Below are 13,687 nucleotides of genomic sequence, written 5' to 3'. Positions count from 1 at the left end.
ATAGGGTGGGGCGCCCGAAGCATCAATGTGGCCGCGCTGTCCCGGTCGCGCCCGCCACCGCGCGACCCCGGACCCTGGACACGCGAGAAGCATTGTGCGGCAGGCTTGGCGGAACCGGGGCCCACGGCGACCGCACCTCCCGGGGGCCATCGCGTTGCTGGCCGGCAACCGCAACGTAGCTACCTGCCAAAGCAGGATTGAGGGCTAGGCCTTTGCCAGCGCAGGCACGTTCGTGCGCGTTCTCCTAGCGACCAAATCGAACCGGACGATGCCGGTCCGCCTCAGACGTCCAGGTTCGCAACCGAAAGCGCGTTCTCCTGGATGAACTCGCGGCGCGGCTCGACGACGTCGCCCATGAGCTTGGTAAAGAGATCGCCGGCGTCCTCGGCGTCCCTCACCCTGACCTGGAGGAGCGTCCGCACCTCCCGGTCGAGCGTCGTCTCCCAGAGCTGCTGAGCGGTCATCTCGCCCAGGCCTTTGTAGCGCTGCAGGGTGATGCCCTTCCGGCCGAAGGCCATCACGGCATCGAAGAGCGAGAGCGGGCCGAAGATGGGCGTGTCCTCGCCCTTGCGGACGAGCATTGCGGGCCGCCCATAGAGTTCCGCCAGCGCGGTCGCCCGCTCGCTCAGCTTCCGGGCTTCCTGCGAGGCGACCAGCGACTGATCCAGGTGCAGCGCCTGCTTCACGCCCCTGACGATCCGCGTGAGAACGTAGCCTCCGCCGACCGCCTCGCCCGTCCAGCCGCGTTCCAACTCGTCCGACTTGAGGTCGAGCCGGGCAGCGAGGGCCTGCGCCGCCGCGGCGCCCCGCTCCGGGTCGTCGGCGATCTCGGGGCGCAGCGCGCCCGCGATCGCCGCCTGCTCGACCGCGCCGCGGTCGTAGCGGCTGTGCAGCGACGAGATCACCGTCCGGACCCCGCGCGCCTCCTCGATCAGCGAGCGGAGCTGGGCGCCGCCGAATTCGTGGCCGCTCTCCAGCCTGAGTACCGCGCCCTCGATCCCGCCGTCGATGAGGTACTCCTCGAGCGCACGTTCGTCCTTCAGGTAGATGTGGCTTTTCCCCCGCGACGCCTTGTAGAGCGGCGGCTGCGCGATGTAGAGATGACCGCGCTCGATGAGATCGGGCATCTGGCGATAGAAGAAGGTCAGAAGAAGCGTGCGGATATGCGCGCCGTCGACATCCGCATCGGTCATGATGATGATGCGGTGATAGCGCAAGCTGTCGATGTTGAAGCTGACCCCACGCGTGGTCCCGCGATCGTCGTCCTTCTTGCCGGCTACGTCGATGCCGACGCCGAGCGCGGTGATGAGCGTGCCGATCTGGTCGGACGAGAGCATGCGCCCGGGCTGGACGCGCTCGACATTCAGGATCTTGCCGCGGAGGGGCAGGACCGCCTGGAAGGAGCGATCGCGGCCCTGCTTGGCCGAGCCGCCTGCGGAATCGCCCTCCACGAGGAGCAGCTCGGACTTCGCCGGATCGCGCTCCTGACAATCGGCGAGCTTTCCGGGCAGCGAAGCGAGGCCAAGCGGGTCCTTGCGGATCGTCTCGCGCGCTTTGCGGGCGGCTTCGCGCGCCTGCGCGGCGCGCACGACCTTCCCCACCACTTTCTGCGCTTCGGAAGGATGCTCCTCGAGCCAGGTCGAGAGGCCCTCGTTCAGGATGCTCTCCACGACGGGCCGGACCTCGGAGGAGACGAGGCGGTCCTTCGTCTGCGACGAGAATTTGGGATCCGGCACCTTCACCGAGACGACGGCGGTCAGGCCCTCGCGGCAATCGTCGCCGGTAAGCGTGACCTTCTCCTTCTTCGTCAGGCCGGAGGATTCGGCATAGCCGTTCACCTGGCGGGTGAGGGCGCCGCGGAAGCCGGTCAGGTGCGAACCGCCGTCGCGCTGCGGGATGTTGTTCGTGAAGCAGAGCACCGTTTCGTAGAACGAGTCGTTCCACCAGAGCGCGACCTCGGCCGTGATGCCGTCGCGCTCGGCCCTGACCACGATCGGCCTGTCGAGGAGCGGCGTCTTCGAGCGGTCGAGATAGCGCACGAAGGCCTCGATCCCGCCCTCGTACAGCAGCTCCTCGCGCCTGACGTCGGCATGGCGCGCATCCGTCAGCACGATCCGGACGCCGGAATTCAGGAAGGCGAGCTCGCGCAGGCGCTTTTCGAGCGTCGGGAAGTCGAACTCCACGATGCTGAAGGTCTCGGGCGAGGGGAGGAAGGTCACCTCGGTGCCGCGCTTCCCGTTCGCGGGCCCGACCACCTTGAGCGGCGCAACGGGATTGCCGTTGCGGAACTCCATGGAATGCTCCTCGTCGCCGCGCCAGATGCGCAGGCGCAGCCATTCGGACAGTGCGTTGACGACCGACACGCCGACGCCGTGCAGGCCGCCGGAGACCTTGTAGGCGTTCCCGCTCTCGGCCGTGTTGTTGAACTTACCGCCGGCATGGAGCTGGGTCATGATGACCTCGGCCGCCGAGACGCCCTCCTCCGGATGGATCCCGGTCGGAATGCCGCGGCCATTGTCCGACACCGTGCAGGAGCCGTCCGGGTTGAGCGTCACGGTGATCAGGTCGGCATGTCCCGCGAGCGCCTCGTCGATCGCGTTGTCGACGACCTCGTAGACCATGTGATGGAGGCCGGAGCCGTCGTCGGTATCGCCGATATACATGCCGGGCCGCTTGCGGACGGCATCCAGGCCCTTGAGGACCTTGATGGATTCGGCGCCGTACTCGGCGTCGGGCAGCTTGCGGGCGGGTTCGGCCATGATGATCCTTCGCGCCCCGGTCGGACGGGGCGCGCGCGGCGGGTCGCGTGTCTCGATTCGATGTGCCCTATGTAATCGCTCGAACGAAGTTTTTCACCCAGTACGCGCGTGCGCGCACCCGTACAGGCACCCGCGCGGGAAGCGCGGGAACTGACGGGCTTGGAGCTGTCGGGATGGTCACGGCTTCGTGTGCTCCCGCGCGGGACCATGCGCCCGGGCCGGCGTTGGCCTCCCGAGACGGTTCGGGACGGGATCATGGCAGGCCTCAGCGATCGCGCGCTCGCGGTCTTCGCCTTCGCGGCGTACCATCAGCTCGAGAACGGCCAAGCCGTGACAAGGTGATCCGCAGGGACGGGAGCGGGCACAAGGCGGACGACCGGGCGGTGAGCGAGCTCGAGCGCCTGGGTCTCGCCCGCCCGGACGGCAACGACATCGTCTTCACCGAGAGCGGGCTCGCCATGCTCGCCGACGCCGTGAAGGGATTGCGGTCAGCCTCGGCCTGACGAGACCGGGAGCCATTGACGCTGGGCCTCCGGGACCCTAAACGACCCAAAGTCGCTTCGGCGGCTGGCCCAGGTGGCGGAATTGGTAGACGCGCTGGTTTCAGGTACCAGTGGTGCAAGCCGTGGAGGTTCGAGTCCTCTCCTGGGCACCAACCACTCTCTAAGTGGTTGATTTCGCTCTCTCAGACGTGAGATCGCATCGCGACCGGTATACATGACCGGGATACGCGACGCGAATGAGCCTGAGGATGACGCGACCGACGCGGCGATCTGACTCCAGCTACTTCCAGTTCCAGCACAGGGTACCGCTCGATGTCGTCCAGAAGGCGCGCGGGCGAAGCATCACCTTCAACTTCCCTGCGATGGGGCTCGATGACGAGCACACGACGACTGCCAAGTTGGGCGTGCACGTCAAGTTCTCTCTGAAGACCCGTGATCCCGACGTGTCGAAGGCAAGGAGCGGCCTAGCCGAGGAGCAACTTCGGCGCGTTTACGATGCACTTCGACAAGGGCCGAGGCGCCAGACGAACAAGAACCTCGTAGCGCTGTCGGGCGCCGCCTACAGGCTGTTGATAACTAAGTTCGGCGACGATCCAGGCCTGCCAGACGGCTGGATTGCCTTCAAGGGCATCAACCGAGCCGTGTTCGAGGGCAGAGTCCCTGGCGCCCCACCGATCGATCTGCTGAACCTGCCGGACCGCGACCTGAAGTTAGCGAGGGAGGCCTTCGGTCGCGATCTCACCACTGCCATCAACTCCCTGCCTGACAACACCTTTGCAGGGCTGGAGAGCCGCTTCGGACAGGTCGCTGACGACATCCTCGCGATGCATGGTGTTGAGCTTGTGGAGGACGACCGACCGCGCCTCTTGTACCTGATCGGAACGGCCGCATACGACGCTGGCAGGCGCCTGCGACAACACGCGCGGGGCGACTACAGCGAAGACCCGAGCGAGAAGCGCTTTCCGCCCTACGAGGCTGCGCCGCCAGCGATCGCGCTCACAGACCTGTTCAATCGGTGGAAGGCTGAAAGGCAGCCGCCAGCGTCGACCCTGGCGACTTGGAGAGGGGTCGTACGCTCGCTTGAGACCTTCGTCGGCAACAAGGCCGCCGGAGCGATCGACGAGAACGACATCCTTCGATGGAAGGACGATCTTCTCACGGGCGATCGCCCGAAGTCGGCGAAGACCGTGAAGGACAGCTACCTCGTCGCGATCAAGACGGTGTTCAACTTTGGGGTGAGTAACCGGCTCGTGCCACAGAACCCGGCCAAGGACGTCAGGGTTCTACATCGGCGCCGGGCAGGTGAAACGAAGCTGCCCTACGATGACGATGAGGTGAGGGCGCTTCTGCAATTGGCCGCAGGCGAGCGTCACCCTTCGAGGCGATGGCTGCCGTACCTGGCGGCATTCAGCGGCTCACGGATCGGAGAGGTCGCGCAGCTTTGGGGACGTCGGATCATCGAGCGAGACAGCATAGTGATCATGCAAATCCGTCCGGCAGAAGACGGCGGGCGCCTGAAGAACCTCGACTCCGAACGTGACGTTCCGATCCACCACAGCCTGCTCGACGCAGGCTTCATGGGCTTCGTCCGAGACCGAGGGGAAGGGCCACTCTTCTACGAACGCAGCTCCGGCAATCGCGAGAAGGAGCACGCTACGGCCGGAGTAACGAACCGGCTAGGCCAGTGGATCAGGGCGTCAGGTTTCGATGATCCACGGAAGCAGCCTAGCCACGCCCTGAGGCATTGGTTCAATTCGGCCGGCCAGCGTGTCGGCTTGTCCGACGCATTAGTGGACGCGATCTCCGGTCACGCTCCGAAGACCGTCGCCGATCGCCACTACCGGCATGCCGACATGGCCATGAAGCTCAATGCGGTGAACCGGATCGCGGCGCTGGTGTGGCCGTGACGGCGTTCTTTCAGGGACGGGTGCCGAAGTGTTTCATATCGATCGCAGAGCTGAGGTCGTTGAGCGACTCGCGGGCGCGGTCGAAGTCAAGGAGGAGACACCGGCCGGCTTCAAACCTGTAAGCAGACCGTGTGACACGGTCCGGCTTGCACCATTGATGAACAACCGGTCGCGAACTTCCTGCGCGGTCAGAGAGGGGAGCGTTGAGCGCGTGCGGCCCCGGATGTACGGACCTGTGCTCCGCTCCCCGAGTTATCACCGATCATGATCATGCGTGCCATCGCCATTCTCGTCATCGCGACCCTGATGTTCGCTCCGGCATCCGCGAGTGATCGTGATCAGGATCGCGCGCTTCAGCGCCAGGCCGACAGCCTGGAGAGGATCGAGCGCGTTCAGCGTGAGCGTGCCCGTGATGAGGATCGCGTCAGGCGCAACGCCGCCCGTGACGCCCGATCCCTTCGCCGCTTCGATCAGCGCTAAGTCACTGATTTCAAAGGATGCAAAATTGCGTTGCCCGACAGCTCAGGCCCCGAGGCGGTCGATGACCCGCTGAACCTGCACCGCTGACCATTCCCCACCGCGCGCGGTGGGGATGCCGCGCTTGTTCAGCTCGACGGCCATCTGCCGGAGCGAGGTTGTTCCGTTCGCCTTGATGTCGGCGAGGGTGTCCCGGAGATCGGCGGCACGGTGAGCTGCCTTCGCCTGGCGGGCGATGATGCTGTTCTCCCGGCCGGTCGCGCTCACGCTGGCCAGGTTGCCACGGTCGCCCCCGAGCTGGCGCCCCCTGGCCTTCGCGGCGGCGAGGGCCGCCCTGGTCCGGTCGGAGATCGCCTTGGCCTCGTGCTCGGCCACGGCGGCCAGGATATGGACGGTGAGGCGGTTCGCCTGGGGGAAGTCGACGGCGGTGAACTCGACACCCGACTCCATCAGGTTGGAGACGAACGCGACGTTGCGCGCCAGCCTGTCGAGCTTCGCGATGATCAGCGTGGCCTTGTGCAGGCGGCAGAGGCGGATGGCCTCTTGCAACTTGGGGCGGTCGGAGCGCTTGCCGCTCTCGATCTCGACCACTTCGTCCACGAGCTGCCAGGAGCCGCCGTTGAGGTAGTTCCTGACCGCTTCCTTCTGCGCATCGAGCCCGAGGCCTGACGCGCCCTGCCGCGCGGTGCTGACCCGGTAGTACGCCACGAATTTCCCGTTGGCCATCTGGCGCTCCGAACCCGAAACGTAACGTTCTACGTTCGTTGCACCAAACGTAACGGCATCCTCGATCGTGATGCAACAGGTATGAAGTCCTAGTGCATCGTCTCGGGGTCGTGGACCGGCGCCGCCAGCGCGAGTCGGTCAAGGAGATCGAGAAGGGCGTCGGCGCCCGCCTTCAGGGCGAGGCCAACCAACTCGTCTGTCGCATGCGGGTAAGCCCGCAGGAGCATTACCGCCACCGTTTCAATCCACCGCTCGAATTCGTTCACGTCATCGTCTCCAAAACGATGTCGCATGTACCATGAGCATCCACAAACACAAGAGAAGATGTAGAATTGCATTTATGAAGACAAGTGCAAACACATCCGCTTGCCTTTCTCCTTGTCTGATCAAGTACATGGCATCACTTCAGCATCCGATTTGCATTTGTCTTTGTGCAAGTCGGATTTTTTTATCGCGAGCACCCGGTGGGCATGGGTGAGGGGCGTACCTGTCCGATGCCCCAGGCGACGGTAATACGGAAGAGCAGAAGGGGGTACGTCACAGAAAGAGGCCGGGTATTTCGAAAACGTTTTCACACGCGAGCACCTAAAAGGCTCGTATACCTCACGCTCGATCGAGATGACGAGCACAACGAATGATCGATCTACATGACAACGACTGACGTGAAGATCATCCTGGAGGCCGAAGATCGCGCCTCCGCGGTGGTCGACGGCCTGCGAAGACAGTTCCGGGCCTTGCAGCGCGACCTTGCGCGATCCTTCAAGCCGAACGTGGACGCCATCCGGCGCAGCTTCGCGGTACACGCTGACCGGCAAGTACGCCGTGACGCCGCCGCCGCGTTCAGCTCGGTCGCGGCGAAGATTCGGCTGCAACAGAGGATGTACCGACAGAGGGCGGCCGAGGAGAAGGCGGCCGAGCGAGCCCGTCGCCAGGCCTTCACGGCCGATCTCCGCACCTTCCGGCAGCGGATGGCCTTTAGTACCCGCATCGCCAGACAGCGGGCCGAGGAAGAGCGCCAGGGCGAGCGCGAGCACCTGGCCAGGGTTCGGCGCCTGGAACGTGAGCACGGCCTGGCTCGCAGGTACGCCGTGGGCCGGGCCGGTGATGCCTTAGGGTACGGTCGGGGCACGGTAGATCGCCTGACGCGCGGTCCTGCGATCGCAGCCGGGATCGGAGCTGCCGGCGCCGGCCTCGCCGCCCGTCGCATCCTGACCACGGAGGCCGATGTTGATAGCGCGCAGATCAACGCGCAGATCTACGGCGGGTTGACCCGGGAAGCGGTTCGCGAGCTGCGCAACCAATGGGCCGCACCGCTGGCGGAACAGCTCGGTTCCACCACTGCGGGCCTACTGAAGGCGTTCACAGACGCCCAGAAGGTGGGAGTTGAGGCTGAAGGCGCCCGCGCCTTCGCGGAGCTGTCGACCAAAACGAGCGAAGCCTGGGAACTACCTTTCGAGACGGTCACGGATGTGCTCGGCACGATCAACTCGATCCTCACGAGCGGAGGTGCGGCCTTCAGCTTCGATCGGTTGAAGAGCGTGGCGAACGCCATGCAGCACCTGGCGGCGAAGATGTCGACGACGCCGGAGAAGATGATTTCGTTCATGCAGCGGGGCGCTGGCGCATCGCAGCTCCTCGGCATGTCCCAGGAAGCAGGTCTGGCCTTCGGCGCTGCAAGTACATCGCTCGGCAACGAGGCCGGATCGTCTGGGCGGATGTTCGACTACATCGCCGGCAGGATCACGTCGCTGCCTCGGATCATGCGCGGCAAAGGCGAGGACGCGAAGGATGCGAACAAGCTCCTGCGGTCGCTCGGCTACGGCGGCATTGCCGGGCTCCGGGCGAAGCAGCGTGAGAACCCGGACGAGTTCGTCTTCGACTTCATCGAGCGCTTCAACAAGATCCAGGACACGACCAAGCGCAACGAGGCTATCCGGTTCTTCGCGGGCCAGGAGTGGCTGGGCGAGTTCGGCCGCATGGTCACGGGCTCCGCCAAGGTCAGGGAGGCTCAGAAGCTCGCCAAAGAGTCGAAGAACCTCGACGCCATCGGCGATGTCTGGTCCCTGCACCAGACCAAGCTGGCCTTCGTCTTCAAGCAGTTCCGCGCGGGGTTCCTGAACATCTTGGGCGAGTTCGGGACGGTGCTATCGCCGATCGCGCGCCAGGTTGGTGATTATTTCCTCCGTTGGTCGCAAGAGCTGCGCGGCGGCGGCCTCCAGGCGCGCTTCAAGGCAGCCATGGACGGCTTCGTGGAGGGCCTGGGGTTCCGGGACGTGCCGGACCTCCTCAAGGGCATCTTCGGGGAGCCGGGCAAGGGCGATGCCGGATCGATCGCGTCCTGGGGCAAGTTCGCCAAGGGCTTCGCCGCCGGCATCCGCGATGTCGGGGAGGCCATCGTGGCCAGCCTGAAGGCGATCTCCGGCGGCAGCTCGGACCCCGAGGTGCTGGGGCGCTGGGCAGCTCGCATCATGGGCTTCAGCGTAGCGTTGCGCGCCGCGAGCCCCGCAATCGACATCCTGAAGGGCCTCGGCGCTGGCATCCTTGCGGTGGCGCAAACCATCCTGGCCGCCTGGGGCACCTTGAAGGTCGTGCGTGCAATCGGGGCCCTGGGCGCTGTCGGCGGCGCTGGCGCGGCCGTCGCCGGCACGGTGGGGCTCCCCATCGTCATCGCAGGCCTGGCGGGGATCGCGGCCCTGGCCGTGACCATCATGAACTGGGATGCGATCCGGAGTTGGTTCAAGGGCGCGTTCAGCAGCGGCACGCCCGATGCGGACAAGAGCCCCATCGAGAAGCCGAAGGCGGACCTGAAATGGTGGGAGATGGACCCGCTGTTGCATCGCCAGAGCTACGATGCTGGCGGCGACTACCGGGCGATGATCCGCAAGGCGGCGTTCGGTGACCTGGCGGACTCCGTCGAGCGTCTCGGCAGCAATGTCGGCCGTCTCGGGGCCTCGATCCAGATGGCGTCTGTCGGGACCGCGAAGGCGTTCACCGGCTCCTCTTTCGGATCGGCATCGCCCTCGATCTCCGGATCGATGTCGCCGACCGGGGCCGGCGATCCCGCCAGGCAGTTCGGGCGGAGCTTCTTCACGCCCGGCTTCTCGCCGCCCGCGTGGATGGGCACGCCCCGGCCGGGAACGGGCCGGGATGCAGCTCGCCGCGCTTCCGGGGGCACCCTGCCGCCGGACAGCCCGGTCGCACCGTTCAAGGGCTCGCAGACCTTCGACTCCATGTCGCCGCGCATCATGGGCGATCTCCAGCGCGACTTCGGCCTCGGCAAGGAAGATGCCGCCGCGATCCTCGGCAACCTCGGCCACGAGTCGGGCGGTTTCCGCTTCCTCCAGGAGCTGAAACCCATGGTCCCCGGGTCGCGGGGCGGTTGGGGCTGGGCACAGTGGACCGGACCGCGCCGTCGCGCATTTGAGCGCTATGCGGCCGAGCGCGGTCTCGATCCGAAGTCGTACGAGGCGAACTACGGGTTCCTTCGGCACGAGCTGAAGGGCGACTATGCCAAGACGCTGGAGCGGATGAAGAGCACGCCGGGGCTGGGGGCGAAGACGAGGGTCTTCGAGAACGGTTTCGAGCGCGCCGGCATCAAGCACTACGCCAGCCGGGAGAAGTGGGCCAGGCGGGCCATGACGATCTCACCAGAGACGGTCGCTGGCCTGAAACCTCCACAAATCGCGCAGGACGGCCGTTCTGGCCTTGGGGGCAGCGATTTACAGCCGCCAGCCTCTCGCGGGCCGTGCCGACGCCCCAGGGCATCGCGGCTGGGCATCCCACGCCACCGTCCAGGCCTGCCGATGTCGGTGGAGCTGCCGGTGGGCAGGGATCGTCCTCGCCGGCCCCGGTCTTCCACATCACGAACACCTTCAACGGGGCGCAGAACCCTGAGGAGCTGGCGAATGCCGTGCAGCGTCGGATCTCGGAAGCCTGGCACTACAGGGCGCACGATCTCGAGGCGGACATGACGTGATCGGGGCTAAGTCCTTGATTTCGTTCGGCTGAATTTTCAGCTGCCTGCGATGGCGGGTGCTTCGGCCCTCGTCCACCCGGTGACGTACGAGAAGCTGGAGTCGACGGCCGTGATCGGTCAGGATAGGGGGTTGAGCTTGTCGCATTGCGACGTACCCCACGAAAAGAAACCCCATTTCGGGAATGTAGAATAGGGAGGAAAGACGAATTCGCGTGTGATTTCAGGCAGTTACATGGGTGCCGATTTTCGCGAAATGCGGCCTGCAGGGGCCGAAGAAATCAGGAAAATAAGCCCCGCTGCGCGTGATCCCTGGCAGGAGACGCAGCGGGGCCGGAAAGGCTCATAATCAGCGTGTTCAGCTATAGCACATCCACGCCGAAAGGCAACCCATCCGTTGCGTTTTCGACCTCGATCCTGACCGGAATCGGGGCCGGAAATGTGCCAATAATCGGTACAGAAAACGAAGGCCTTCAGGTTGAAGCGCGGGGCACCTCCGCAACCGAAATCTTGCTGGCCGGGCAGGTACTTGACCCGTTCACGACGGGCAGCGACCACGACCCGGCCGCCAACGATCCCTATATAGGTCTTGGTCTCTCCCCGACTCCACGCCCCAAATCCAAGCGCCGGAAGCGCCGTTCCCGCCGGGTCAGGACCAGGGACAACAAGCGCATCCGGAAGGTGTCGCTGGAGATGTCGAAGGACGATGCTGTAGCCGTCGAAGACGGGTTCGAGCACGCCACCCGGATCGGGAGACCGTTGAACGCCTTCCTGACCATTCGCCCGGCGGCAAACGACAACCTGACCGTTGAAGATCGCTTCAGGAGTTGGAAGTCGACCTACAACGCCTTGTGCCAGTGCTGCCGCGATGGCGGCTTCAAGCTCACCGCGATCTACGCGAGGGAGTCGAAGCCGGACACCGATGGCCAGGGGGATCATTGGCACCTGCAAATGCACATCCCCGACGATGAGGCGTGGCAGCGGGTCGAGCTGGCGATGGGCCGGCGCTTCCCTGGGGTCAACGAGGTTGATCTACGGCCAATCGATCAAGAGGTTCGATGGTCGGAAATCGGCGCGATCCCCTACAAGGCTTGCACCTACCTGACGAAGGCTTGCAGCAAGCGGAAGCGGCAGCTCGGCCACTTCTACCAGCGCAGCGGTCCCGTCTACGGCGCTCGATCCGGCATGACCACGGACATCAACGCCAAGGCGATTCGGGCCTGGGATGCGCGGCGCGAGCGCTTGCGGGACGAAATGCCGATGGCGGCTTGATCGAGGCGGCGCAAAATTGCACCCAATGTTTTCAATGACTTAGCTCATGCGTCAACAAACCGCAGGGAATACAATTTGACACCTCCCCTCTAATGAGGTATACGGAAGCAGTCATACTGGCGGAAGTGCAGCCAGAACGATGAGGCCCCTTGTCGGGGCTTTTTTCATGCCCGGATTCCGGGCCTCCATCACCGACAAGCCGACGTTGCGGCACCCTGGGCAGCTCTCTGCATTGGGGCGCTTTCGCATGTCCACGCCATAGGAACAAATACCATGAAGATCTACGAGGACGCGCCCGTCAGCGCGAAGGTCCCGTGCGGACTCATCCCCATCATCGACAACCTCGCCGCGCGGCTCCGCATCCGCCGATCCGACCTCATCCGGAAGGCGCTCGCCGACTACTTGTCCGCTGCCGGCGCTCCCTTGCCGTCGCAAATGCGCCTCGCCCTGCGAGGTGCGCGATGACGACGGAAAGCACCCGATGGGAGCTGCCGAACTCCGCTGAGATCGTCGCGGCGGAGCTGGGATATCAAGACTTCAGGCTCTCGGCGGTCGGAGAAGCCGCCGCGGCCGCCATCCGCCTGGAGTTCGATGCCGAGGCCCGGAAGGTCCGCGTGCTCGATGACGCCGGGCACCCGATCGTCGCTGTCGAGAACGGCGTCACCCGAGAACTGGAATTGCATGAACACCTCAAGGGCCTCGCGCGGACGAAGCCAGAGTGGTTCGAGAAGCACGTTACCGGCGCCACGGCCACAAACCCTTGGTCGAAGTCGACCTGGAACGTCACCAAGCAGGCGATGATGACGCGAGCCGATCCGGAGGCGGCAAAGCGGATGAAGGCGCAAGCGGCCGAGGCCGATGGCACTTCCAACCCCTGGACTCCGCAAGGTCGGAACCTGACGGCGCAGATGAAGATCACCCTCTCGAACCCCGCGCTGGCCGCGAAGCTGAAGCAGGAGGCCGGCCAATGACAACACCACGCGACCCCATCACCATCCGCGCGGACATCGCCCGCCAGCTCGCCGCCTCACGCGATCTCGATCCGGAGCGCTACGTCGCCAGCCCGAGGCTCCGCCGCGAGGCCGAAGAGCTGATCTCCGATTTTCGGCGAGCCCCTGTCGCACCATCGAGCCGGCTGGAGGAGTTGTGCGCGGAAGCGCTCGCGGCCGAGAAGACCGAAGACGATGCCCGACGCGCCCGCTTCGCCGCCAGGCAGGCCATAGAGGACGCCAAGAAGGCAGCGGAGCCCAAGCCGGACCCGACTTTGCGGCGCTTGCTCGTTGCCGACATCGCCACCGGCCGTCCGTTCTGGATCACGCTACCTGTCGAGCACGTCGAAGTCGTCGGCGACGCCCCGGTTGCGAACCAACACAGAAGCGTTCCGAGGGGAAGACCGATCACGGCAGATGACCGCTTCGGGATCGTGCTCGCCAAGACGGCCGAGGCTGCATCCCAGTAGGCGTGCTGCCGGTTGTGTTCGGGTAGCGCGACCGGTATACACGCTGCCGGTCGTGAGGCTCAGCCGCAGAGCGAAATCAGTACCTTGGGAGGGGATCGATACGAGTCCTCTCCTGGGCACCAACGATCTCGTCTTGCTCGGAATCGTTGTGCCGCTCTGATGCGCCGCCCGACGCGGTGGTTTGGGACGATGCCGCCATGACTGCGTGGTTGAGGGCGGCGGGCCGCCACCCCGGCTTCCGTTCACTGTCTGATCTGACCAGGGATGCCGGGCAGGGCCGCCGGCCGCCGGCACGGATTCTGGTTTCTGGCGTAGGCGCGGCGCGGTTGCGCGCGTCACCCGCGGTTTCTCCCCAGGCCTCAGCTCGCCCGGCCTGCCGTAGGCGCCGGGACCTACCGCGGTGGTGCCGGTCCGCTGCCTGCTCCGGCGCGAGGCTCTTGTCGTGATCGGCTTCTGGCCCGGCGCCAGTTCCCAGGGCCGGCCATAGGCTCCGGGCCCTCCGGCCGTCGTGCCGCTACGTTGAGTGTTCTGCGCGAGTGCCGAGGCTGCTAGCACCGACGACAGGCCGAGGGCGGCGAGGGTCCGGGCCATGTGTCTCATCGCTTTTCCTC

At 65.4% G+C, this 13,687-nt stretch carries 11 protein-coding genes and 1 tRNA gene; 9 read left to right on the top strand and 3 right to left on the bottom strand.

Going from position 1 to position 13,687, the window contains the following annotated elements; genetic code table 11:
* Window positions 1-281: 281 nt before the first annotated feature.
* A complete protein-coding gene (gene gyrB / locus HJG44_RS08450; protein ID WP_171217893.1) occupies window positions 282-2,759 on the bottom strand; it encodes a DNA topoisomerase (ATP-hydrolyzing) subunit B in 2,478 nt (825 codons plus the stop codon).
* A 338-nt stretch (window positions 2,760-3,097) separates the two neighbouring features.
* Between gyrB and HJG44_RS08445 the strand changes: the two genes are divergently transcribed.
* The 4 genes from HJG44_RS08445 (at window position 3,098) to HJG44_RS08430 (ending at window position 5,649) form a co-directional block, all read left to right on the top strand.
* Window positions 3,098-3,262, top strand: coding sequence for a hypothetical protein (locus tag HJG44_RS08445; RefSeq protein WP_246736113.1), 165 nt, complete (start codon window positions 3,098-3,100; stop codon window positions 3,260-3,262).
* Window positions 3,263-3,329: 67 nt separating this feature from the next.
* A tRNA-Leu gene (locus HJG44_RS08440) sits at window positions 3,330-3,414 on the top strand.
* A 96-nt stretch (window positions 3,415-3,510) separates the two neighbouring features.
* Entirely contained in the window at window positions 3,511-5,169 is a 1,659-nt protein-coding gene (locus tag HJG44_RS08435; RefSeq protein WP_171217892.1) for a site-specific integrase, read from the top strand.
* Window positions 5,170-5,433: 264 nt separating this feature from the next.
* Window positions 5,434-5,649, top strand: a complete 216-nt coding sequence (locus HJG44_RS08430; protein WP_171217891.1) for a hypothetical protein — start codon at window positions 5,434-5,436, stop codon at window positions 5,647-5,649.
* A 42-nt stretch (window positions 5,650-5,691) separates the two neighbouring features.
* On the opposite strand, the gene HJG44_RS08425 is transcribed toward HJG44_RS08430, so the two are convergent.
* Together HJG44_RS08425 and HJG44_RS08420 are read right to left on the bottom strand one after the other, a co-directional pair.
* Window positions 5,692-6,372 carry a recombinase family protein gene (locus HJG44_RS08425; protein WP_171217890.1) on the bottom strand — a complete coding sequence of 227 codons (681 nt, stop codon included), beginning with the start codon at window positions 6,370-6,372 and terminating at the stop codon, window positions 5,692-5,694.
* Window positions 6,373-6,461: 89 nt separating this feature from the next.
* Window positions 6,462-6,638, bottom strand: a complete 177-nt coding sequence (locus HJG44_RS08420; protein ID WP_171217889.1) for a hypothetical protein — start codon at window positions 6,636-6,638, stop codon at window positions 6,462-6,464.
* Window positions 6,639-7,019: 381 nt separating this feature from the next.
* Between HJG44_RS08420 and HJG44_RS08415 the strand changes: the two genes are divergently transcribed.
* The 5 genes from HJG44_RS08415 to HJG44_RS08395 all read left to right on the top strand — a co-directional run bounded on the left by HJG44_RS08415 (window position 7,020) and on the right by HJG44_RS08395 (window position 13,076).
* Window positions 7,020-10,343, top strand: coding sequence for a phage tail tape measure protein (locus HJG44_RS08415; RefSeq protein ID WP_171217888.1), 3,324 nt, complete (start codon window positions 7,020-7,022; stop codon window positions 10,341-10,343).
* Between the two features lie 356 nt (window positions 10,344-10,699).
* Window positions 10,700-11,617: a hypothetical protein gene (locus HJG44_RS08410; protein ID WP_171217887.1), complete on the top strand. Its 918-nt coding sequence runs from the start codon at window positions 10,700-10,702 to the stop codon at window positions 11,615-11,617.
* A 273-nt stretch (window positions 11,618-11,890) separates the two neighbouring features.
* Window positions 11,891-12,082: a ribbon-helix-helix domain-containing protein gene (locus HJG44_RS08405; RefSeq protein ID WP_171217886.1), complete on the top strand. Its 192-nt coding sequence runs from the start codon at window positions 11,891-11,893 to the stop codon at window positions 12,080-12,082.
* On the top strand, window positions 12,079-12,588 hold the full coding sequence (locus HJG44_RS08400) for a hypothetical protein (protein ID WP_171217885.1): 510 nt from the start codon (window positions 12,079-12,081) through the stop codon (window positions 12,586-12,588). The genes HJG44_RS08405 and HJG44_RS08400 overlap by 4 nt, the downstream gene beginning before the upstream one ends.
* Entirely contained in the window at window positions 12,585-13,076 is a 492-nt protein-coding gene (locus tag HJG44_RS08395; protein ID WP_171217884.1) for a hypothetical protein, read from the top strand. Before HJG44_RS08400 ends, HJG44_RS08395 begins: the two co-directional genes overlap by 4 nt.
* The last annotated feature ends 611 nt before the right edge of the window (window positions 13,077-13,687 follow it).

Source organism: Enterovirga aerilata (genome assembly GCF_013044135.1).
Classification (GTDB): Bacteria; Pseudomonadota; Alphaproteobacteria; order Rhizobiales; family Beijerinckiaceae; genus Enterovirga; species Enterovirga aerilata.
The sequence above is the reverse complement of the archived record's forward strand: the minus strand, read 5'-3'. Positions and strand labels throughout refer to the sequence as shown.